Origin of the sequence: Streptomyces sp. NPDC048182, assembly GCF_043202555.1 — a bacterium.
GTDB lineage: Bacteria > Actinomycetota > Actinomycetes > Streptomycetales > Streptomycetaceae > Streptomyces.
The window spans coordinates 224,511-246,404 of sequence record NZ_JBIDAQ010000001.1; the positions used below are offsets into that span (position 1 = coordinate 224,511).

20 protein-coding genes and 1 pseudogene are annotated in these 21,894 nt (G+C 76.5%); 16 read left to right on the forward strand and 5 right to left on the reverse strand.

Going from position 1 to position 21,894, the window contains the following annotated elements; translation table 11 throughout:
• The first annotated feature begins 57 nt into the window (after positions 1-57).
• From ACGFZL_RS01135 to ACGFZL_RS01160, 6 genes are all read left to right on the forward strand, one after another.
• Positions 58-1,329: a pyridoxal phosphate-dependent aminotransferase gene (locus ACGFZL_RS01135; protein ID WP_393688036.1), complete on the forward strand. Its 1,272-nt coding sequence runs from the start codon at positions 58-60 to the stop codon at positions 1,327-1,329.
• Between the two features lie 275 nt (positions 1,330-1,604).
• Complete coding sequence (locus ACGFZL_RS01140) at positions 1,605-4,223, forward strand: beta-galactosidase (RefSeq protein WP_393688038.1); 2,619 nt, start codon at positions 1,605-1,607, stop codon at positions 4,221-4,223.
• A 39-nt stretch (positions 4,224-4,262) separates the two neighbouring features.
• The gene (locus tag ACGFZL_RS01145; RefSeq protein WP_393688040.1) at positions 4,263-4,775 is read left to right on the forward strand and encodes a toxin; all 513 of its coding nucleotides are present in this window, start codon (positions 4,263-4,265) and stop codon (positions 4,773-4,775) included.
• Positions 4,776-4,783: 8 nt separating this feature from the next.
• Positions 4,784-5,941, forward strand: a complete 1,158-nt coding sequence (locus tag ACGFZL_RS01150) for an MAB_1171c family putative transporter (protein WP_393688042.1) — start codon at positions 4,784-4,786, stop codon at positions 5,939-5,941.
• Between the two features lie 25 nt (positions 5,942-5,966).
• Complete coding sequence (locus ACGFZL_RS01155; RefSeq protein WP_355166489.1) at positions 5,967-7,103, forward strand: MAB_1171c family putative transporter; 1,137 nt, start codon at positions 5,967-5,969, stop codon at positions 7,101-7,103.
• A gap of 147 nt (positions 7,104-7,250) precedes the next feature.
• Complete coding sequence (locus tag ACGFZL_RS01160; protein WP_393688045.1) at positions 7,251-8,675, forward strand: NAD(P)/FAD-dependent oxidoreductase; 1,425 nt, start codon at positions 7,251-7,253, stop codon at positions 8,673-8,675.
• Positions 8,676-8,694: 19 nt separating this feature from the next.
• On the opposite strand, the gene ACGFZL_RS01165 is transcribed toward ACGFZL_RS01160, so the two are convergent.
• Both ACGFZL_RS01165 and ACGFZL_RS01170 read right to left on the reverse strand, forming a co-directional pair.
• Positions 8,695-9,555 (reverse strand): SMP-30/gluconolactonase/LRE family protein, encoded by an 861-nt coding sequence (locus ACGFZL_RS01165; RefSeq protein WP_393688047.1) that lies wholly within the window; start codon positions 9,553-9,555, stop codon positions 8,695-8,697.
• On the reverse strand, positions 9,552-10,325 hold the full coding sequence (locus ACGFZL_RS01170) for an IclR family transcriptional regulator (protein WP_393688049.1): 774 nt from the start codon (positions 10,323-10,325) through the stop codon (positions 9,552-9,554). Before ACGFZL_RS01170 ends, ACGFZL_RS01165 begins: the two co-directional genes overlap by 4 nt.
• Positions 10,326-10,456: 131 nt before the next feature.
• Here ACGFZL_RS01170 and ACGFZL_RS01175 point away from each other — a divergent pair, with 131 nt between their 5' ends.
• Both ACGFZL_RS01175 and ACGFZL_RS01180 read left to right on the forward strand, forming a co-directional pair.
• Positions 10,457-11,038: a hypothetical protein gene (locus ACGFZL_RS01175; protein WP_393688051.1), complete on the forward strand. Its 582-nt coding sequence runs from the start codon at positions 10,457-10,459 to the stop codon at positions 11,036-11,038.
• A 48-nt stretch (positions 11,039-11,086) separates the two neighbouring features.
• Positions 11,087-12,544, forward strand: a complete 1,458-nt coding sequence (locus ACGFZL_RS01180) for an acyl-CoA synthetase (protein WP_393688053.1) — start codon at positions 11,087-11,089, stop codon at positions 12,542-12,544.
• Between the two features lie 16 nt (positions 12,545-12,560).
• On the opposite strand, the gene ACGFZL_RS01185 is transcribed toward ACGFZL_RS01180, so the two are convergent.
• A complete protein-coding gene (locus ACGFZL_RS01185; RefSeq protein WP_393688055.1) occupies positions 12,561-16,250 on the reverse strand; it encodes a S8 family serine peptidase in 3,690 nt (1,229 codons plus the stop codon).
• A gap of 285 nt (positions 16,251-16,535) precedes the next feature.
• Here ACGFZL_RS01185 and ACGFZL_RS01190 point away from each other — a divergent pair, with 285 nt between their 5' ends.
• The 4 genes from ACGFZL_RS01190 (at position 16,536) to ACGFZL_RS01205 (ending at position 19,531) form a co-directional block, all read left to right on the forward strand.
• Positions 16,536-17,573: a rod shape-determining protein gene (locus ACGFZL_RS01190; protein WP_393688058.1), complete on the forward strand. Its 1,038-nt coding sequence runs from the start codon at positions 16,536-16,538 to the stop codon at positions 17,571-17,573.
• Between the two features lie 58 nt (positions 17,574-17,631).
• Entirely contained in the window at positions 17,632-19,095 is a 1,464-nt protein-coding gene (locus ACGFZL_RS01195) for a GAF domain-containing protein (RefSeq protein ID WP_393688060.1), read from the forward strand.
• A 92-nt stretch (positions 19,096-19,187) separates the two neighbouring features.
• A complete protein-coding gene (locus ACGFZL_RS01200; RefSeq protein WP_355166471.1) occupies positions 19,188-19,340 on the forward strand; it encodes a hypothetical protein in 153 nt (50 codons plus the stop codon).
• 56 nt (positions 19,341-19,396) lie between these two features.
• A complete protein-coding gene (locus ACGFZL_RS01205; RefSeq protein ID WP_393688063.1) occupies positions 19,397-19,531 on the forward strand; it encodes a hypothetical protein in 135 nt (44 codons plus the stop codon).
• Between the two features lie 5 nt (positions 19,532-19,536).
• Here the strand turns inward: ACGFZL_RS01205 and ACGFZL_RS01210 are convergent, their stop codons facing one another.
• Entirely contained in the window at positions 19,537-19,749 is a 213-nt protein-coding gene (locus ACGFZL_RS01210) for a hypothetical protein (protein ID WP_393688065.1), read from the reverse strand.
• Positions 19,750-19,821: 72 nt separating this feature from the next.
• Here ACGFZL_RS01210 and ACGFZL_RS01215 point away from each other — a divergent pair, with 72 nt between their 5' ends.
• The 4 genes from ACGFZL_RS01215 (at position 19,822) to crcB (ACGFZL_RS01230) (ending at position 21,727) form a co-directional block, all read left to right on the forward strand.
• A complete protein-coding gene (locus ACGFZL_RS01215; RefSeq protein WP_393688067.1) occupies positions 19,822-20,334 on the forward strand; it encodes a GNAT family N-acetyltransferase in 513 nt (170 codons plus the stop codon).
• A 186-nt stretch (positions 20,335-20,520) separates the two neighbouring features.
• Complete coding sequence (gene crcB / locus ACGFZL_RS01220) at positions 20,521-21,006, forward strand: fluoride efflux transporter CrcB (protein WP_393688650.1); 486 nt, start codon at positions 20,521-20,523, stop codon at positions 21,004-21,006.
• Positions 21,003-21,356 (forward strand): DUF190 domain-containing protein, encoded by a 354-nt coding sequence (locus tag ACGFZL_RS01225; RefSeq protein ID WP_355166461.1) that lies wholly within the window; start codon positions 21,003-21,005, stop codon positions 21,354-21,356. The genes crcB (ACGFZL_RS01220) and ACGFZL_RS01225 overlap by 4 nt, the downstream gene beginning before the upstream one ends.
• On the forward strand, positions 21,353-21,727 hold the full coding sequence (gene crcB / locus ACGFZL_RS01230; RefSeq protein WP_393688070.1) for a fluoride efflux transporter CrcB: 375 nt from the start codon (positions 21,353-21,355) through the stop codon (positions 21,725-21,727). The genes ACGFZL_RS01225 and crcB (ACGFZL_RS01230) overlap by 4 nt, the downstream gene beginning before the upstream one ends.
• A 42-nt stretch (positions 21,728-21,769) precedes the next feature.
• On the opposite strand, the pseudogene ACGFZL_RS01235 reads toward crcB (ACGFZL_RS01230), so the two are convergent.
• Positions 21,770-21,880, reverse strand: a pseudogene (locus ACGFZL_RS01235) (2-phosphosulfolactate phosphatase); the annotation flags it as partial.
• Positions 21,881-21,894: the final 14 nt, after the last annotated feature.

The window sequence follows — 21,894 nt, forward strand, 5'->3', positions numbered from 1 at the left end:
GCGCTCCCCCGGCGCGGGCCGCCCATCGGCACGTCACCCCGTCGGTTCGGAGGCGCCTTGTCCGGCAACGTCACCTCGCTCTTCCGCGGCGGCGACGCGGCCGGGCCGGTCGACTTCCGCCTCCCCGGCAATCCGTACTTCCCGACGCCGGCGCTGTTCGAGGAGCTGGCGGCGCTGCTGCCCGGGCTGCTCACCCGCCGGCCCGCCGGCGCCGACACCGTCGCCGCCGAGCTGGGCGGGCTGCTGCGGCTGCCGCCGCGGTGCGTGGTGCCGGGCAACGGGGCCACCGAGCTGATCACCTGGCTGGACCGGCTGCTGGTCCGCGACTCCCTGGCCGTCCCCGTGCCGGTCTCCGGCCGCTGGACGGAGCAGGCGGTGGAGAGCGGCAAGCGGGTCGACATGTTCCCGCTCCAGGAGTCCGGCGGCTTCGCCCTGGACCCGGAGCGGTACGCCGGTTTCGTGCGGGCGCGCGGGACGCGGGTGGCGGTGCTGTGCAACCCGAACAACCCCGACGGCGGCTTCCTGCCCCGGGCGGCGGTGGTGCGCTTCCTGGACGCCCTGGCCGATCTCGACCTGGTCGTGGTGGACGAGACGTTCCTGGAGTTCGCCGACGCGGAGGCCGAGCCGAGCGCGGTGCGGGAGGCGGTGCTGCGCCCCAACGTCGTCGTGCTGCGCAGCCTCGGCAGGAGCCTCGGCCTGCCCGGCGTGCGCTGCGGGTACCTGGTGGCGAACCCGGCCCTCGCCGGGCGGGTGCGGGATGCGCTGCCGCGGTGGAACCTCAACTCCGTCGCCGAGCAGGTGGTGTTCATGCTGCGCGACCACGGGGCGGCGTACGCGGAGAGCCTGCGGCGCGTCCGGCGGGACCGGGCGTCGCTGGCCAGGCGGCTCGCGGCGCTGCCCGGCCTGACGGTCTACCCGTCGCAGGGCAACTACCTCTCCGTCCGCCTGCCCGTGGGCGCCGAGGGGACGGTGGTGCGGGACCGGCTCCTGTCCGGGCACGGGGTGCTGGTCCGCGAGTGCGGCGACCTGCTCGGCTCCTCCAGCCGCTTCCTACGGCTCGCGGTACGCCCGGAGGCGGACGCGGCGCGGCTGGTGTCGGGGCTGGAGGGGGTGCTGTACGGGGCGGGGGCGGGGGTTTCGCGGGAGGCGCCGGGTGCTTCGGGGGGCTACCGCCCGGGCAGGGTGACGGGAGGCTACAGCTCGGGTACGGCGGCGGTGGACCGGCTGATCGGTGAGACCAACGGGGCGGGCCTGCGCACCCGGGTCGTGGCCGCCCGCCCGGAGTCGACGTCGCGGCATGTCCACGGAGGTCGAGGAGACGCCCTTTAGGGGCGCGGGGCTGTGTCCATTTGCGGCTCCGCCGCGCGGGCGCGACCAGCCACGACGGACCCGCAGCCGACGATCCGTCCGCGGGCCCGGGCCGGACGGGCCGGGCCCGCGGACCGAGACCCGAGCGGACCCGGGGCGCACCGGACGGGAGGCCATCTGGTGGGCCCCGAGGTGCCCGTGTGCCGACGGGGACCGGAACGCTGGGACAATGTCCGGGTGCGCGCGGTCCGTCGCGCGCCGCGGCACCCGTACCGGCGGCAACAGGAGCAACTCCCTTGGGGCTCAGCAGACGCGTCTTCAGCGCCCTCGCGGGCAGCTCCGTCCTCGGCCTCGCGCTGGGCGGCAGCATGAGCGAGGTGCCGTCCGAGGCCGGCGCCTACGGCCCCGTACCCACCGGGCAGCCCGGGCCGCCCGCGGCCGACGGGGTGCGCCACCGGGTCGCCGTGGAGCGGGACGCGCTGGTGGTGGACGGCCGGCGCCTGGTGCTGTGGTCCGGGGAGCTGCACCCCTTCCGGCTGCCCAGCCCGGCGCTGTGGCGGGACGTGCTGGAGAAGATCCGGGCGCACGGCTGCAACGCCGTCACCGTCCCGCTCGCCTGGAACACGCACTCCCCCGCGCCGGGCCGCTACGACTTCACCGGCGTTCGCGACCTCGGCGGGTTCCTGCGCACCGCCGCGGAGGTGGGCCTCTACGTCGTCCTGCGCCCCGGCCCGCGCATCGGCGCCGGCGTCGACTCGGGCGGGCTGCCGGGCTGGCTCACGGCCCGCCCCGGGGAGCCGGAGTACCTGCGGCAGGCCGGCGAGTGGCTGTCCCGGGTGAACGCCGTCGCCGCCCGGCACCTGTACACGCGGGGCACCGGCACGGTGCTGCTCTACCGCCTCGACTCCCCGCACCCCGCGGAGCAGGCCGCCCTGCGCGACCGCGTCCGCGCCGACGGCGTCGACGTCCCCGTCCTGCACGAGGGCTCCGCGCCCGCCTGGGGCGAGGTGCGCCGGCCCCGGGACGTCGCCGCGGCGCGCCGGGCCCTGCTCGGCGACGTCGCCGACGGCGTCACGCTGCACTCCGTGAACACCGTGTTCGGCGGCTCGTCCTGGGGGTGGCTGGCCGCGTCGTCCGCGCCCGGCACGGAGTACGACCCCACGGCGGGGATCGACGAGGCCCGCCGGCCCACCGAGCGGCTCGTGCCGCTGCACCAGGTCGGGCACCTGCTGCGCCACGTCCCCGACCTGGCCCGCCTGGAGCCCGCCGCCGAGGTCGCCGCCCCGGGCCTGGACGTGCGGCACCTGGCCGATCCGGACACCGGCGCCGAGGCGTACGTGCTGCGCAACGACTCCGCCGCGCCCGTCACCTCCCGGGTGCGGATGGCCGGCACCGACGTGAAGGTCACCGTCCCCGCCGGGGACGCGCGGCTGCTGGCCACCGGGCTCGACCTCGGGCAGGGGCGGAAGCTGGCGTACGCCACCGTGCAGCCGATGATGACGCTCAAGGTCGGCCGCGTGGACCTGGCCGTCTTCACCGGCCGGCCCGGGGAGATGGCGCACGTCGTCCTGGACTGCCCGCAGGAGCCGTGGACGGTCCGGCTGGACGAGGAGGGCGCCTGGGCGTACGACCAGGGCAAGCTGCACGTGACGGTGGAGCTGGCGGCGGGCACGCTGACCCGGGTCCGGGTCCGCAACCCGGACTCCGACCGGCTGCTGCTGCTGTTCTTCACCGACGACGCCTACTCGCTGCGGCTGTGGCCCCGGCAGACCCCCACGGGCAGCGTCCTCGTGCGCGGTCCGGGGCTGCTGCGCTCGGCCGACCTGGACGGCGACACGGTCCGGCTGACCGGCGACACGGTGGGCGAGTGCGACCTGGAGGTGTGGGCGCCGCGCGGCATCACGGACGTCACCTGGAACGGCGCCCGGGTGGCCACCACGGCCAGCCGCGCGGGCGGACTCGTGACGACCGCCCGGCTGCCCGGCGTCCCCGACCTGGCGCCGCCCGCGCTGGGCCCCTGGCGGCGCCGCGCGGAGAACCCGGAGTCGGCGCCCGGCTACGACGACTCGGCCTGGCCGACCGCCGGCCGGGTGCTGGACGCCGGCGCCCACGGCTTCCACCACGGCGACGTCTGGTACCGCGCCCGCCTCACCGGCGCCGCCGGCCTCGGCTCCGTCGCCCTGTCCTACGCCACCGGCGCGCAGGGCCTGCTGATGGCCTGGCTGGACGGCACCCCCCTGGGCACGCACCGCGTGTCCGCCGAGGACACCTCCGCCGACACCCCGGGCACCTGGCGGGCCACGGCCCGCTTCCCCACCCCGGGGAACCCCCTGCTCACCGACGAGGCCGTCCTCTCGGTCCTGGTCCGCCGCACCCAGCAGGACGAGGACGCCCCCCGGGCCGCCCGCGGCCTCACCTCGGCCGACTTCACCGGCGCCGCCCCGCGGGCCCGCTGGCGCCTACAGGGCGCGGCGGCGGCCGACCCGGTGCGCGGCCCCCTGAACACCGGCGGCCTGCACGGCGAACGCTCGGGCTGGCACCTCCCCGACCACGACGACGCGGACTGGGAGCCGGTGGACGCACCCCGCTCCCCCGGCCGCCAGGGCGTCACCTGGTACCGCACCTCCTTCCGCCTGGACGTCCCCCCGGAGGTCGACGCCTCGCTCGGCCTGACCCTGGAAGGCACCGACCGCGTCCAGGTCTTCCTCAACGGCTGGAACCTCGGCCAGCACACCGGCGACACCACCCCCGCCCCCCACACCTTCGTCCTCCCCACCGGCCTCCTCCACCCCCGGGCCACCCCCAACACCCTCGCCCTGGCCGTCCTCTCGGACGGCGAACCCCCCACCCACCCACTCACCCCCCACCTCACCCTCCTGGGCTCCGCCCTGTCCGGGGCGCCGGGAGCGCCCTAGTCTTGGCGTCCGGTGGACGAGAGGGGCGGGAGGAGAACCGTGCGTACCAACCGGCAGATGCGGCGGCTCGCCGACGTGCTCGTCGAGTCCATACGGGTGCCCGTGCCCGCGGAGCCCGAGGCGGTGTTCGACGGGCTGGTCGCGGCGGTGGCCGACTGGCGGGGGCGGGAGATCGTGGTGCGCCGGGAGGCGTTTCCGCCGCAGCTCGGGAGCGGGTTGTGGCTGGAGGCGGCCGAGTACGACGTGATCGTGGTCGACGGGCGGGCCGCGCTGTGGCATCAGATCGTGATCCTCTGCCATGAGGTGTGGCACATGCACCGGCGGGAGGGGGACGGTGTGCGCGAGGCGGACGGGGTGCCGCTGGCGGTCGCGGCGCGGACCGACTTCAGCGTGGCCGAGGAGCAGGAGGCCGAGCGGTTCGGGATGCTGATGGGGCGGCGGCTGCGGGGGTGGCTGGAGGAGCCCGGGGAACCGGCGGCCGGGGGCGAGGACGCCGACGGGCTGGCGGGGCGGATCGGGGCCGCGCTCAACTACCGGGGGCCGCGCGGGTGAACGGGACCGTGAACTACGTGAGTTGCGGGGTGCTGTGGCTGGGGCTCCTGGTCAAGGCGCCCGATCTGGTGCGGCACCGGGGGGATCCCTATCTGCGGGCCATCTGCGCCGTGCTCGGCCTCGCCGGGCTGTGCTTCTTCCTCGGGGCCCCGCCCACCGTCGGGGCCGTCAACCAGCTGACCGGGGTGCCGAACCTGGCCGCGCCGCTGACCTACGCCTCCATCACGGCGTACGGGGCCGCGGCGCAGGTGCTCGTCGTGCACTGGCGGGGCGGGCCGCGGGTGGGGGTGACCGCGCGGCGGTGGGTGCTCGCCTACGTCCTCGTCGTGCTGGGGATCGCGGTGCTCTTCGCGCTGGGGGACGCGGGGGTGGAGCGGCGTACCGATCTCGACACCTACTACGCGACGACGCCGTTCATCCGCGAGATGATCGTGCTGTACCTGGTGGCGCACCTGACCGCGGTCGCCGTCACCACGGTGTCCGCGCTGCGCTGGTCCTGGCAGGTGCGGGGCGCGCTGCGGGTGGGGCTCGGGCTGCTCGGCGCGGGGGCCCTGTGCAACGCCGGGTACAGCGTGTCCAAGCTCGCCGCGGTGAGCGCCCGTTGGGCAGGACGGGACTGGTCGGTGCTGGTCACCGGGGTGTCGCCGGCGGCTGCCGCGGTCAGCGCCGTGCTCACCGTGGCCGGGGTGCTGGTGCCGCTGCTCGCCCCGCGCCTGGCCGAGGAGCGGCGGGCGCGGCGGACGTACGCGCGCCTCGCGCCGCTGGAGCGGCTGCTCGACGGGGTGCTCGTCGCGCACGCGCTGCGGCTGCCCCGGCCGCGGCTCGCCTCGCCGGCCGCCCTCCTGATGTGGCGGCGGACCAGCGTCCACAACGCGCTGTCCCACCTCGCCCCCCGCTTCGACGGCCCGCTCTACGACCGCACCCGCGAGGCCGCGCTGCGCGCGACGGGCGACGCCGGGCGGGCCGAGGGCGCGGCGTGGGCGGCGGTGGTCACGGCGGCCGTACGGGACGAGGGGCGGGCCGAGGCGCCCGCGGTGTCCGGCGCGGCGCGGCTGCCGGAGCGGTTGCCCGATCCCGCCGTGCTGGTGCGGATCGCGGACGCGCTGGCCGCCGGGCCCGTCGCCGTCCCGGAGCCCGGCACGGCGACCGCGGCGGGCAGCCAGTGACCCGGGGCGAGGGAGGCCGAGCGCGGTGAGTGTGGTGGTGTACCTCGCGGCCGGGGCGTTCGCGCTGTCCTCCCTGGTGCTGCTGCGCCGGCCCCGCACCCCGGTGCGCGCGCCGCTCGCCCTGTCCACCTGCGCGGCGGTCCTGCTCGGCGCCTCGGTCCTGGTCTGCGCCGCCCCGGCGACGCTGGCCGTCGTCAACGACCTCACCGGCGTACCCAACTTCGGCGCGCCGCTGACGTACGGCATGCTCTCCGCGTACAGCTGCGCGCTGCTCGTGCTGCTGGTCAACTGGCGGGGCGGGCCGCGGGCGCGGGTGCGGCGCCGGGTGCTGCGCTGCGTGGCCGCCTACGCGGTGCTGATCGTCGCGATCGTGGTGCTGTTCCTGCTGGCCGACCCGGACACCGAGCGGCTGACCGACCTCGACACGTACTACGCCAACACCCGCTACATGCGGGAGATGATCCTGCTCTATCTCGCCGGGCACAGCGCCGCGACGCTGGTGATGTGCGCGGTCTGCGCGCGGTGGGCGCGCGAGGTCACCGGGCTGCTGCGGCTCGGACTGCGGCTGATCCTGATCGGCAGCCTGCTCGACGTGGTGGGTTTCCAGCTCGCCAAGTACACGGCGGTGGCGGCCCGTTGGTCCGGCCACGACCTCGACTTCCTGTCCACCGACCTCGCCCCGCCGATGGCCTCGCTCGGCGCCCTGACCTTCTCGGCCGGCTTCGTGCTGCCCCGGCTGCTGCCGGCGGCCGTCGCCCAGTGGCAGGGCCTCGACGACTACCGGCGCCTGGGGCCGCTGTGGCGGCTGCTGCGGTTCGCGCCGACCGCGCCGAAGCCGCCCGCCGCGTGGTGGCAGCTGCCCCGGGAGCGGCTCCAGTGGCGCGAGGTGTCCATCCACGACGCCCTGCTGGCGCTCGCGCCCTACTTCGACGACCGGGTGCGCGAGCGCGAGCGGGCCGCCGCGCTGCGCGCCGGGCGCTCCGCGCACGAGGCCCGGCTCGCGGCGGAGGCGGCGATGCTCGCCGACGCGGCCCAGCGGGCCGCCGCGCGCGAGGAGCCGCCGCCCCGGCCCAGCACCTACCGGCTGCACGCCACCGAGGTGACCGGGCCCGGCGGTCTGGTGGAGCTGGCCCGGAACCTGGACCGGTCGCCGGCCGGCTGACCTGGCGGCGGTGCGCGTTCCCGAGGCCGGAAGGCCGCGTTCCCGAGGCCGACGGCCAGGGTGCCGCGGCCGACGGCCATGACCCCCTAGCCGGACAGCCGTGATTCCCAGGCCGGCCGGCCACGACCCCGAGACCCGAGGAGATCCATGACCCGCAGAGCTGTCGTCATCGGTGCCGGACTGGCCGGACTGCTGGCGGCGGCGGCGCTGACCGCCGCCGTGGACGAGGTGGTCCTGCTGGAGCGCGACGACCTGCCCGACGGGCCCGAGCACCGCAAGGGGCTGCCGCAGGGCCGGCACGCCCATCTGCTGATGGCCGGGGGCCTGGCGGCCATGGAGGAGCTGGTGCCGGGCAAGGCCCTCGGCGAGCGGCTGCTGGCCGCCGGCGCCCACGACATCCCGCTCGGCTCGGGCATGCTGGCCCGCACCCCCGACGGCTGGCACCGGCGCTGGCGGCACCCGGGGCCGAGCATGGTCACGTGCAGCCGGGCACTGCTGGACTGGGTGGTGCGCACGGCGGTCCTGGAGGACGGCCGGGTGACGATACGGCGGGGCGGCGCGGTGGCCCTCACGGGCGACGCCGGGCGGGTGCGCGGTGTGCGGGTGACGGCGGCGGACGGGACGGACGGCGCGGACGGCGGTGACGGCGCGGACGTCTTGGACGCCGACCTCGTCGTGGACGCGAGCGGGCGGGGTACGCGGGTGCTCGCCTGGCTGGCGGAGCTGGGCGTGACCGGCGTCAGGGAGCGCACGGTGGACGCCGGGCTGGTCAACGCCACCCGCGTCTACCGGGTGCCGGAGGGCGCCGAGCGGTTCCCGCTGACGGTCGTGCAGGCCGACCCGTACGCCGCCCGGCCGGGCCGCAGCGGCATGGTGCTGCCCATCGAGGACGGGCAGTGGATGGTCAGCCTGGCCGGCACCCGGGGCGGTGAGCCGCCGGCCGACCCGGACGGCTTCCTGAGCTACCTCCTCGACCTGCCCGACCCCCTGGTCGGCCGCCTGGTGTCGGGGGCCGAGCCGCTGACCGGCGTGCACGTCAGCCGCTCCACCAGCAATGTGCGGCGGTACGTGGAGAAGGTGCGGGACTGGCCGGAGGGCCTGGTCGTCCTGGGCGACGCGCTGGCCACCTTCAACCCGGCCTACGGGCAGGGCATGTCGGTGGCCGCGCTGGGCGCCGGGGTGCTCGCGCGGGAGGTGCGGCGCGACGGGCCGGCCGCGCCCGGTCTCGCCCGGCGGGTGCGGCGCGGGGCCGCCCGGTCGGTGGAGGCGGCCTGGGCGGTGGCGGTCGGCCAGGACGTGCGGTACCCGGCCACGCGGGGCGGGAAGCCGGGCGCCGCCGACCAGTTGGTGGCCGCGTACACCCGCCGCATGACGCGGACGGCGACCGGCTCGTACCCGGTGGCGGCGGCCCTGTGGGACGTCACCAGCCTCCTGGCCGGCCCGGGCCGCGTGCTGCGCCCCGGTGTCCTGCTGCCCACCCTCACCGGGGCGGCCCTCCCGCCGGCCGCGGAGCCGCCGTTGACGCGGGAGGAGCGGGAGGTCCTGCGCGGGCTGGACCGGGTGGGGGTCTGAACCCGCGCCTCTCGCGGGGTCAGCCGGCGAAGGCCGGTTGCGGCAGGCCCGTGCCCGCGTCCGGGACGACCAGGACCGAGCCGGCGAGCGGGTGCGGGGCGGCCGGTCCGGTGCGGGCCGTGGTGACGTAGAGGTCGGTGAGGGACGGGCCGCCGAAGGCGCAGGCCGTCACCCGGCGGACCGGCAGGGGGACGGTCCGGTCCAGGCGGCCGGCCGGCGTGTAGCGGCGCACCGCCCCGCCCTCCCACAGCGCCACCCACACGCAGCCGTCCGCGTCGACGGTGAGCCCGTCGGGGAAGCCGGCGCCCTCCTCCACGGCGGCGAGGGGGCGCCGGCCGGTGAGCCGCCCCTCGGCGTCGTGGTCGAAGACGTCGACGCGGCGGGTCGGGGAGTCGACGTAGTACATCAGCCGCCCGTCGGGGCTCCACCCGATGCCGTTGCTGACGGCCACCGCGTCCAGGACGGCGCTCACCCGGCCCTCGCCGGTGAGGCGGGCCAGGGTGCCTCCCCCGGCCGCCTCGTCGTAGCGCATGGTGCCGGCCCAGAGGCTGCCGTCGGGCGCCACGGCGGCGTCGTTGGCGCGGCGGCCGGGGACGCGCTCGCGGTGCAGCCAGCGGAAGACGTCGGTGCCCGGGTCGAGCAGGCCGACGCCGTCCCGGAGGTTGAGGACCAGGCCGCCGCCGGCGCGCGGCTTGGCGGCGCCGACGTGCTGCCCGGTGGTGCGCACGGTGCGCCGGCCGGTGGCCGGGTGCCAGGTGTGCACGCGGGCGCCGAGCACGTCCACCCAGATCAGCCGCTCGGCCGCCGGGTCCCAGGTCGGGCCCTCGCCGAGCGCCGCGGCAGCCCGTATCGCGACGTCGTGGGCGGGCGGCCGGTTCACGCCGCGCCCCGGTGGCCGAGCCGCCCGGACAGGTCGGCGGCGCCCTTGACGACGAGGTGTTCCAGCTCGGCGCGGCGCTCCTCGCTCCAGCGGATCATCGGTACCGACACGGAGAGCGCGGCGACCACCGTGCCGGTGCGGTCGCGGACCGGCGCGGCCACGCAGGAGACGTCCGGGTTGGACTCCCGGTTCTCCACCGCGACCCCCCGCTCGCGCACCCCGGCCAGGGCCGCGCGCAGCTCCGCCGGGTCGGTGACGCTGTTCGGGGTCATCGCGGCGAGCGGGGCGCCGTCCGGCAGCCGGGCGGCCAGCTCCGCCTCGGGCAGCGAGGCGAGGAGCATCTTCCCGACCGACGTGCAGTGCGCGGGCAGCCGGCGGCCCGCCGCGGAGACCATGCGCACGGCGTGCGTGGAGTCGACCTTGGCGACGTAGATGACGTCGGTGTCCTCCAGGATCGCCACGTGCACCGTCTCGTCGCAGGTCTCGGCGACGCTCCGGGCGACCTGCTCGCCCTCCGCCGCCAGGTCCAGCTGCTCGGCGTAGCGGGCGCCGAGCTGGTACGGCCGCACACCGAGCCGGTACCGGCCGGGCCGGTCGGCGGCCGGCACCAGGTAGCGCCGGGCGGTGAGGGTGGCGACCAGCTCGTGCACGGTGGTGCGCGGCAGGCCGAGGTGGCGCACGATCTCCGGCGCGGAGAGCGTGCCGTCGCCTTCCAGGAACAGCTCCAGGATGTCCAGCGCCCGGCTCACGGCCGGCACGAGGCGTCCCACGTGCGCATCCCCCTCCGTCGTTCGTTCGACATACCAACAGGTGATCGGAATCGCGAACGCAGCGTACTCAGGGCCCGTTCGTCCCGGCAATGGTCCCGCGCGCACGGCCGCCGCCCGGTCACCATGGACGCATGCCCCCGTTCACCCCGCTCGACTTCCAACTGGTGCTGCTGCGCCGCATGGCCGACCACCAGCCCGGCCTGGTGGAGGCCGCCCGCCACGAACTCGGCGCCTCCGCCGGGCGGATGCGCGAGGCCAACAAGCGCTGGCAGGCCATGGTCCGCTCGCCGCGCTCCCGTTCGGCCGCCGCCCGCTACCGCCAGGTCCTCGGCGAGCCCGAGTCGGCCGAGCCGCGCCGGATCGGCGATCTGGAGTGCGAGGCGCGCCGCTGGCCGGTGCCGCTCTGGCCCGACCTGCGCTTCGAGGTGCTGGTGGCGGCGGACGGGATGGTCTGGAACGAGTGGCTGGTACGCGCCCCGGGCGCCGCCGGGCCCGACCTGCGCACCCTGGACGACCTCGCGCCCTGGTCCTGCACGGTCGACGAGGCCGCCCGCGCCTTCGCGCCGGCCCGCCCGCTCCAGGGCTCCGCCCCGACCCGCTGGGGGCTCGCCTTCCGGGCGCCGGACGGGGCGGGGGCGGTGCGGGAGGTGGTCGCGGAGTTCACGTGGGGCCTGTTGCAGCGGACGGCGGTGGGCGAGGAGGCGGCAGGGTAGGAACGGGGGACGCGCTCACGCACCCCGACCGACCCGAGGAGACGCCGCATGCCCGCCCTCTTCCCGCCCCTCACCGCCGCCCCCGGCCCCGGCGCGGCCTCCCGCACCGCCCTCCGCTTCGGCGACCGGACCCTGACCTACGCCGAGCTGGCCGCCGCGGCCGGCGCCGTCGGGGAGCGGGTGCGCGGCACCGGGCGGGTCGCCGTGTGGGCCACGCCGGCGCCGGAGACCGCCGTCGCCGTGCTGGGCGCCCTGCTGGCCGACGTCGCCGCCGTGCCGCTCAACCCGCGCTCGGGCGCGGCCGAGTTGGCGCACATCGCGGCCGACAGTGCCCCCACCCTGGTGCTGGCCGCCCCCGGTGACGTACTCCCGGACGCGCTGTCCGGCCTCCCCCGCACGGACGTCGACGTGCGCGCCACCGGCCCGCTCCCCGAGGAGCCCGCCGACGAGGACGCCCCCGCCCTGGTCGTCTACACCTCCGGCACCACAGGCCCGCCCAAGGGCGCCGTCCTCCCCCGCCGCGCCCTCGCCTCGACCCTGGACGCGCTGGCCGACGCCTGGGACTGGACCGAGGCGGACGTCCTCGTGCACGCGCTGCCGCTGTTCCATGTGCACGGCCTGGTCCTCGGCGTGCTCGGCCCGCTGCGGCGCGGCGGCGAGGTCCGGCACCTCGGGCGCTTCGACACCGGGGGCGTGGCCCGGGAGCTGTCGGCGGGCGCGACGATGCTGTTCGGGGTGCCGACGATGTACCACCGGATCGCCGAGGCCCTGCCCGCCGACCCGGAGCTGGCGAAGGCACTGGCCGGGGCCCGGCTGCTGGTGTCCGGCTCGGCCGCGCTGCCGGTGCACGACCACGAGCGGATCGCCGCGGCGACCGGGCGCCGGGTGATCGAGCGGTACGGCATGACGGAGACGCTGATGAACACCAGCGTCCGCGCGGACGGCGAGCCCCGCGCCGGCACGGTGGGCGTCCCGCTGCCCGGCGTGGAGCTGCGGCTGGTGGAGGAGGACGGCAGCCCGGTGGCGGCGTACGACGGGGAGAGCGTCGGAGAGATCCAGGTGCGCGGCCCGAACCTGTTCACCGGCTACCTGGGCCGCCCCGACGCGACCGCCGCCGCGTTCACCGCCGACGGCTTCTTCCGCACCGGCGACATGGCGGTGCGCGACCCCGACGGGTACGTCCGCATCGTCGGCCGCAAGGCCACCGACCTGATCAAGAGCGGCGGCTACAAGATCGGGGCCGGCGAGATCGAGAACGCGCTCCTGGAGCACCCGGCGGTCCTGGAGGCCGCCGTCACCGGGGAGCCCGACCCGGACCTGGGCGAGCGGATCGTGGCCTGGGTGGTGCCGGCGGACCCCGAAGGGCCGCCCGAGCTGCGCGAGCTGGCCGACCACGTGGCCGCCCGGCTCGCCCCGCACAAGCGGCCCCGCGTGCTGCGCCTGCTCGACGCGCTGCCCCGCAACGACATGGGCAAGATCATGAAGCGGGCGCTGGACCGGTCGTGACCCAGCGCCCCACGGGTCAGCGCACCGCCACCGCCCGCACGATCTCCTGCCGGACCGAGCCGCCCCGGTCGTCCCGCGCGGTGGCCCGCAGCGAGACGTGCGCGGCGCCGCGCGGCACGTCGATCGTGCCCCGCCAGTCGCCGGCCCGGCCGCTGAGCCGGACCTCGCGCCAGGTCTTGCCGGCGTCGTAGGAGACCTCCAGGGTGCCGCCGGTGATCCGCCCGGTGCCGGCGGCCCCGACGACGTACTCCGCGCCGAGGCCGACGCTCACCCTGTGCCCGGCGCGCACCTGGCCGGCGAGGTCGGTGTCGACGTCGAGGCCGAGGTTGATCAGCGGCAGGAAGGTCCACCGGTCCTCGGGCGTGGCCGCGGAGCGGAAGGTCCACTCGGCGTGGCCCTGGGTGCCGAGCGGCCAACGGTCGGGGGCGAGGGCGGTGTCGGTGACCAGCCGGTAGGTGTGCGTGTCGGCGGGCGCCTCGTCCACGTAGGCGACGGAGGACGCGCTGTCGTCGACCAGGGCGCCGTCCAGGTAGACGGCCGTCTTCTGGCTCATGCCGCTGGTGTCGCTGTAGACGTCGCCGAAGCCGGTGTGGTCGGGTCCGGAGTCGCCCCAGCCGGGCGCGTTGAACTGCATCCGGTCGCCGGCGCGCTGCTGGCCCCAGCCGAGGCCGGTGCCGAGCCAGGGGTGCCAGACGGGCTTGAACCAGTCGAGGTCCTGGCTGCTGCCGCCCCGGTAGCGCACGAGACCGCCGCGCTCCTCCAGCGCCTCGTCGGCGGTGCGCACGGACTCGAGCCAGAGCTGTCCTGGCCCGGTGGAGACGTACTCGGTGCGCTCGGCCGGGTAGGCGATGCGCTCGGCGAAGCCGAGGCCGAGGGTGAAGGTGTCGGTGAGGGAGTAGCGGAACTCGCCGCCGTCCGTCGGCTGGGCCGCGTGGTATTCGGTGTGCAGGGTGGCCAGGTCGCGGCGGCCAGGACGGTAGGTCAGATCGCGGTCGGGCACGGCGCCCGGGTGGCCCTCGGACAGGTCGTACAGGTACGGCGTGTCGGGGGTGCCGGTCAGGTCGACGCGGTGGCCGGCGCGCAGCCGGGCCGCGTCGGCGGCGTTGACGGTGGCGATGAGCAGCGGCCGGTCGGCGTTGTCGTCGGTGCCCCACCAGGCCGTCAGCCGGCCCGGCGCGTCGTCGGTGACGAACAGCGCCGCGGCGCCCGCGTCCTGGGCGGCCCGGGCGAGGGCGGCCGGCTCGGTGCCCCCGGTGAGCCGGGCGAGCACGGCCTTGCCGCGCACCCCGGTGAACGGGCCGGTGCCGACGTCCACCAGCGACAGCCGGCGGCGGCCCTCGGGCAGGGTGCCGCCGGACTGGACCACGGCCTCCCGGACGCCGTCCACGTCGAGGAGCGGCTTGCCGAGGCGCCACACGGTCCGGTACTCGAAGGAGCCCCGGGTGACCTTCTTGGTGGGCGCGGCGAAGACGCTGTCGTACTTCAGCGGGACCTGGACGGCGCTGAAGAAGTCGGCGTCGTTCGCCTTGCGGTCGTACTCCATGAGGAGCTGCCGGATCTCGGTGCGCCTGTCGACGTCGGCGCGGATCTCGCGCAGCTCGCGCCCGTCGAGGGTGACCTCGCGGTCCCGGTCGAGGGTGATCTCGGGCGCCGCGAGCAGGCCGATGCCGAGCGAGTCCTTGCCGTGGCTGCCCCGCACGTCGAGGTAGGAGGCCAGGTGGTAGGTGCCGGGCGCGAGGCGCAGGGCGAGGGTGCCGGAGTCGCCGACGTACGCGGGGAAGGGGTCGACATACGCGGCGAGCTGCTGCACCACCAGGTCGGCGGCGGTGGCGGCGCCGGCCCGGTCCTTGACGTGCACGGTGAGGGTGTAGCGCTCCTCCTCCTTCACCAGCCCGAAAGCGGTGTGCGCGACGGGGGTGCCGCCGGCGGAGGCGACGACCCGGCCGCTGGTCTCGCCGGCCGGCGCCGGGCCGCTGTTCCCGGTGAGGGTGGTGGTGGCGGAACCGTGGGCCGGCACGGTGAGGCGGCTGTCGGCCGGTGCGGCGACGCCGGCGGGGGCGCCCTCGACGGCGAGGGTCAGCTCCACGGGCGCGTCGGAGGAGTTGGCGTAGGTGAGGGTGCGGCGCACCGGCTGGTCGTCGTCGTGCGGCCAGGCGTGGAAGCCGAGGTCGGCGCTGCCGGTGGCGGTGATGTCGGCGCCGATCGCGGCGGGCACGCTGACCCGGCCCGCACCGAGCCGGTAGGCGGAGTCGTCCAGCACCTTCGAGGTGGACATCAGCGCGTCCTTGAGCCGCGCGCCGGTCCAGTCGGGGTGCTTCTCGGCGAGCAGCGCGGCGACGCCCGCGATGTGCGGGGTGGCCATGGAGGTGCCGCTCATCGTGGTGTAGTCGCCGCTGCCCTCGGTGAGGTGGGAGCGGGCGGCGAGGATGTCGACGCCGGGCGCGGACAGGTCGGGCTTGAGGGCGTGGTCGCCGTAGCGGGGGCCCGCGCTGGTGAAGTACGCCGCCTCGTCGGCCGAGTCCACCGCGCCCACGGTCAGCGCGGCGTCGGCGGCGCCGGGCGAGCCGATGGAGGAGGGGGCGCCGGTGTTGCCGGCGGCGATGACGAAGAGCGCGCCGGTCTCGCGCGAGAGGGTGTTCACGGCCTGCGCCATCGGGTCGGTGCCGTCGCTGGCCTCGGGCGAGCCGAGGCTCATGGAGACGACGTCGGCGTGCACGTCCCGGGCCGCCCACTCCATGCCGGCGATGATCTCGGACTCGCTGCCCGAGCCGGAGTCGTCCAGGACCTTGCCGACCGCGAGCGTGGCGCCCGGCGCGACGCCCTTCTCCCTGCCGTCGGAGGCGGCGCCGCTGCCGCCGACGGTGGAGGTGACGTGGGTGCCGTGGCCGTGCCGGTCGGCGACCTCCTCGCCGGGTATGAAGCTGCGGCTCTGCGCGATCCGGCCGGCCAGGTCGGGGTGGTCGGCGTCGACGCCGGAGTCGAGGACCGCCACGGTGACGCCCTTGCCGGTCAGGCCGGCCTGCCATGCCTCGGGGGTGCCGATCTGCGCGTTCGACTCGGCCATGGCCGCCTTGACCTTGCCGTCGAGGCGGATCTTGTCGATGGCGCTGCCCGGGGCGGTGAACTCCCGCCACAGGGTGCGGTTGCCCTTGTCGGCGGCGAGGGCGGCGCCGTGCACGCTGGGCAGGCCCCGGACGGTGTCCGCGCCGCGCGGGGTGCGTACGGCAGCCTTCTTGTCGTACGTGACGATGAGCGGCAGGGCATCGTTGTCGGCGTCCGCGAGGTGCTGCCGCAGCAGTTCGTCCACGTCGAACAGGCGGGGGTCGAGGGTCTTGGCCCGCAGGTGGGGCAGGGCCTCGTCGGGGACGACGGTGAGCCTGCCGTTCGCGTCCTGGGTGCGCACGGCGCCGGTGGCGCCCGGGGGTCGCTCGACGGCGACCGTGCGCTTGCCGCCGCCGGCGTCGGCGTCGGTGACGGTGACGCGGTCGCCGGTGACGAGGGTGACGGTGCGGGCGGCTGCCGCCGGGGCGTGGGCCGTGCCGGCGGATACCGGGGCCCGTGAGATCCCGCCGGGTGGTGACTGGGCGGCGGCCATGCCGGTCGGCGACAGCGCGATCACCAGGCCGGCCGACAGTCCCACCGGCAATCCCGCCGACAGTCCCGCCGACCGGAGGGCCGCCGCGCGTCTGACTGGTCGTCTGCTCATCCACGCCTCACTTCGCATCGGTGCTTCACGTCGGTGCTTCACGTCACTGACGAGTGCTGCGAAGAGTGTCAGGGGGCCTGTGTTGCGAGGCTGTTGACGGGACATGGCGGAATGGCGCCCTGGCATGTTCCCGCCAGACAGGGCGTGGGGGAGAGCAAACCCCCATTCGGCGGCCCCCCGCCCGGCCCCCTCCCGGCGGCGCCCCGGCACCGTCGCGCGCACGATGCCAGGGAGGCCGGCCGTCCGGCGGGCCCCGCACGGTCAGCGCTCTCGGGAGGATCCGCCATGACCGCCACTCTGGAGCAGCTGCGGCGCTGCCATTTCGCCGTCGACCTGGGCGCGGCGCGGACCCGCGTCTACGTCAAGGGCGCCGGGCTCGTCGTGGACCAGCCGTCGGCCGCCGCGGTCAACACCCGCACCGGCGCGCTGATCGCGGTCGGCGAGTTCGCGGAGCGGATGACCGGCCGGACGCCGGGCTACATCAGGGTGGTGCGGCCCATCTCCAACGGCACGGTCGTCGACATCGAGATGGCCCAGCGCATGCTGCGCCACCTGCTCGGCGACAAGATCCGCCGCGCGCTGCGCCGCAAGCCCCGGCTGCGGGCCGCCGCCTGCACCCCGCACGACGCCGACCCGCTGGCCCAGCGCGCCGCCATCGAGACGCTGGTCGGCCTCGGCGCCCGGCGGGTGGAGCTGGTCGACACGCTGATCGCCGCCGCGGTGGGCTGCGGGCTGCCTGTGGAGCAGCCCGAGGCGACCATGATCATGGTGTGCGGGGCGCACGCCACGCAGGTCGCGGTGCTCTCCCTCGGCTCGATCGTCACCGCCGAGCGCATCCCGGTGGGCGGGCAGGCCGTCGACCACGCGATCGTGCAGCACCTGCGCCTCCAGCACGAACTGGTGCTGCCCAGCCAGTCGGTGCGCCCGCTCCAACTCGCCCTGTCCGGCAACGGGCTGACCCCGCAGGGCCCGGCGTCCACCGAGATCCACGGGCGGGACGTCGCGACCGGCCTGGCCCGCTCGGTGAAGGTCGACACGGCCGCCGTGCGCAACGCCATCCAGACGCCGCTGACCGCCGTCCTCGACGGCATCGGCAAGGTGCTGCGGGACTGCCCGCCCGACCTGGTGGCCGACCTCGCGGACCGCGGGATCATGATGGTCGGCGGCAGCGCGCTGCTGCCGGGCTTCGACCAGATGCTGCGCCAGGCCACCGGCATGCCGGTGCACATCGCGGAGCGGCCGGACGTGTGCGCGGTGCAGGGGCTCGGCACGATGCTGGAGGGCCGGGTGGAGCCGCTGGTCCTCGACCCGCTGGCGGACTGAGCGGGGTGCCGCGCCGGTCCGCCCGGGTGCCCGACCATTCCGATGCCGGGACGATCGGATGAGCGCCCCCTCCCCCTCCCGGCTCACCCGCCTCCTCGAAGCGGTCCTGGAGACCGGCACCGCCCTCGACCTGCCGGGCACGCTGCGGCACATCGTGGCCGGCGCCGCCGAGCTGACCGGCGCGGCGGAGGCGGAGCTGGTGCCGGCCGACCCGGCGCGGGACGGTCTTGACCCGATCCGTACGCCCGTCGAGGCCCGCGGTGCCGACGCCGGGCGCGCACCCGGGCTGCGGACGCCGATCCACGTCGGCGCGGAGGAGTTCGGCGAGCTGTGCCTGACCGGCCGGCCCGGCGCCGCCCCGTTCACCGTCGAGGACGGCCGGCTGCTCGAGGTACTGGCCGCGCAGGCCGGCATCGCCATCGGCAACGCCCGGCTCTACGAGCGGGCCCGGCAGCGCGCCCGGTGGATCGAGGGCGCGGCGGCCGTGACGACCGCCCTGCTCACCGGGGAGAGCGCGGAGGACGCCCTGATGACGGTGGCCGAGCGGGCCCGCCTGCTGGCCGGCGCGTCCGCGGGCGTGATCCTCCAGCCGACCCCCGAGGGCGGCATGGAGATCGTCACCGCCTCCACGCCGGACGACCCGGCCGGCATCGTCGGCACGACCATCGAACCGGGCAGTCCGGTGCTGACCCAACTCCTCGGCGGAGAGCCGGTGTTCCTCACCGACTCGGCGACCGACCCCCGGATGACGACCCACGTGCGGCACCGCTTCGGACCCAGCATGATGCTGCCGCTCCAGGCGAACGGGCGGCTGATCGGCACCCTGGCCCTCCCCCGCCGCCGAGGCGGCCGGCCGTACACCGCCCTGGAGCGGCTCCTCGCCTCCCAGTTCGCCTCGCAGGCCGCGCTCGCCCTCGTCCTCGCCGACGCCCGGCGCCGCCGGGAGCGGCTCGCGGTCTACGAGGACCGCGACCGCATCGCCCGCGACCTGCACGACCTCGTCGTGCAGCGGCTGTTCGCCACGGGGATGATGCTGGAGTCCACCCGGCGCCGCCCGGGCGCCGACGACGTCGGCGAGGCCCTCGGCCGGGCGGTGGAGGAGCTGCGCTCCACGGTCCAGGAGGTCCGTACGACGATCTTCGCGCTCCAGCAGCCCCCCGCCGACCCGCCCACCGGGCTGCGGGGGCGGGTGCTGCGGGAGACGGCGGTCGCGGCGGCGCGGCTCGGCTTCCCGCCGTCCGCGCAGTTCACCGGGGCCGTCGACACGCGGGTCACGGACCCGGTGGCCGACAGCCTGCTGGACGCGCTGCGCGCGGCGCTGGGCGCGGCGGCGGGGCGTCCCGGTGTGTCACGGGTGGCGGTGACCGTGGAGGCGGGCGTGGCGCTGCCGGACGGGCGGGAGGGGGTGCGGCTGGCTGTCGCGGACGACGGGGAGGTCGCGGGGGGCGTTATGGGGACAGGGACCGGGCCGGGGCCGGAGACTGGCACCTGGAACAGGACGGTCTGGTTGTCGCCGCTGTGACCTGCGGCCATGCCCGCCCTCCTGCCGTCCTCGACCGCGCCTCGGGACGGTTGCGGCACGCTGGGCGCACCAGCGCTGAGAGGAGGCGTCGGATGGGCGTCACGGAGATCCAGGAGGACGAACCGGTACCGGAGGCGACCGCACGCTCCGGGCCCCGGGGGTACGCCGGGTACGCCACCCCGCTGCTGGCCGGTGAGGCCGAGGACGACGGGGTGGAGCCGCACATCTGGCGGGGCACGGACTGACCGCCGGGGGCGGGGTACTCGGCCGGGACCCGCCCCTTCCCCCGCAGGAGGCCCTCATGAGCGACCAGACCCCGTCCCAGGCCGAGGGCGAGCGCGACGACGACCCGCGGGTCACCAGCGGCCAGAACCCGGCGCAGACCACGCCCTCGCAGGCCGAGGGAGAGCGCGAGGAGACCGACGACGAGAGCTGAGCCGGTCAGCGGCCCAGCACGCCCCCGGGGACGAGCGACTGCGCCGACGCGGCCGGGTGACCCACCTCGAGGATCCCGAGGAGGCCGTCGAGCAGCGGGGCGCCGGGCACGCCGGCGGACGGTCCGGGCCGCGCGGCCGGGGCGGCGGCCTGGGCGACGGGGGCGGCGGCCAGCACGCTGGCGGCCAGGACGGTGACGGTGGCAAGCTGCTTGATCATGCCCGTCCCAACGACCGGCGCCATCCGGAGAAACGCCCGCCCGGCGCCCGTGGCCCCAACAGAGGAACCGCCGTGACCGTGCCGCCCGTCCGGCCCGCCGCCCCCGCCGACCTGGCAGCGGTGGCCGACATCTACGCCCACTACGTCCGGCACACGGTCGCCACCTTCGACGAGGCCCCGCCCCCGGCCGCCGACTGGCACCGGCGCCTGGACGACCTGACCGGGCGCGGCCTGCCCTTCCTGGTCGCCGAGGTGGACGGCGAGGTCGCCGGGTACGCCTACGCGGGCCCCTGGCGTCCCAAGCCGGCCTACCGCCACACCGTCGAGGACTCGGTCTACCTCGCCCCCGCCCGGACCGGCCGGGGCCTGGGCAGCGCCCTGCTCGCCGGTGTCCTCGACGGCTGCGCGGCGGCGGGCGTCCGCCAGGTGATCGCGGTGATCGCGGACACCGGCGGCGACGCCTCCACCGCGCTGCACCGGCGCCACGGCTTCGCCGAGGCCGGCCGGCTGACCGGCGTGGGGCACAAGCTGGGCCGCGCGGTGGACACGGTGCTGATGCAGCGGGCGCTCACCTCCCGGGGGTGACCGCTCGGACCGTGACGTACGCTGGCAGCGGCGGCGGCCCGGTGACGGGCGGTCGCGCGGCGGTGGGGCCCGCCGTACCCGAACCGCGGCGAGGATGCCGCCAACGGTCCCTACTTGCGATCACGCGCGCCCCGCCACCGGCGGGCGACGCCCGGCGAGTAGGAGAGACGCACCCCGATGACCCCGATGAAGCCCTCACAGCCCCAGGCCGTGGGCGAGCCCACCGACCCGGACGTCGACCTGCACGTCCCCGCGCAGCGCCCCCGCTCCTGGCCCTCCCAGGCCCCGGTGGTGGCGGTCGTCTCCCTCGGCGGCATGATCGGCGCCTCGGCCCGCTACGGCGCGTCCCTCCTCTGGACGACACCGCCCACGGGCTTCCCCTGGACGACCCTCTGGGTGAACGTGCTCGGCTGCGCGATCATCGGCGTCTTCATGGTCGTCATCAGCGAGGCGTGGGCGGCGCACCGGCTGGTGCGGCCGTTCTTCGGCACCGGGGTGCTCGGCGGGTTCACGACGTTCTCGACCTACGCGGTCGACATCCGGAAGCTGGTGGACGCGGGGCGTCCCGGGGCGGGCCTGGCCTACCTGGCCCTGACCCTGGTGGCGGCCCTGGCGGCGGTGTGGAGCGCGGCGTGGGTGACGCGCCGGCTGGTGGCTCGGAGGCAGGCATGACGCGACTGACCGGGCGCGCGACGCGCGTATCGATCTTCATCGGCGAGAACGACGTCTGGCACCACAAGCCCCTGTACAGCGAGATCGTCCACCGGGCGCACCGCGCCGGGCTGGCCGGCGCCTCGGTCTTCCGGGGCATCGAGGGCTTCGGCGCGTCCTCGCTGATCCACACCCAGCGCCTCCTCTCCCTCAGCGAGGACCTGCCGGTGGTGGTCTTCATCGTGGACGACGAGGAACGCGTCCGCGCCTTCCTGCCGGAGCTGGACGAGCTGGTCGGCGAGGGCCTGGTCATCCTCGACGACTGCGACGTGATCCGCTACGTCGGCCGCGACCGGGAGGCCGGCCGGTGAACTGGCTCTGGGTGGTCCTGGGCGCCTCCGTCGGCGCCCCCCTGCGCTACCTGACCGACCTGGCGGTCCAGCGCCGCCACGACACCGTCTTCCCCTGGGGCACCTTCACGGTCAACGTCTCCGGCTGTCTGATCCTAGGCACCCTGACCGGCGCGACCTCGGCGGGCGCCGCCCCGCACGCGGTCCAGCTCCTCCTCGGCACGGGCCTGTGCGGCGCCCTGACCACATATTCCACCTTCTCCTACGAGACCCTCCGCCTGGCCGAGTCCGGCGCCCGCTTCTTCGCCGCGGCGAACGTGGTCGCGAGCATCGTGGCGGGGCTGGGCGCGGTGTTCGTGGGGGTGTCGCTGGCCGAGGCGATCTGGACCTGATCAGCCCGCAGCAGCCCCGGCGAGTTCACCGCGTCGAACGCCCCCGTGGGCGAACGCCCAGGCGGCCACGGTGAAGGCCCGCAGGACATCCACCACGACCGCCCCGTCCGGAACTCCGTCCAACTCGGCCATGCCGGGAGTACGAGCGTCCATCCCGCGGTGATCGC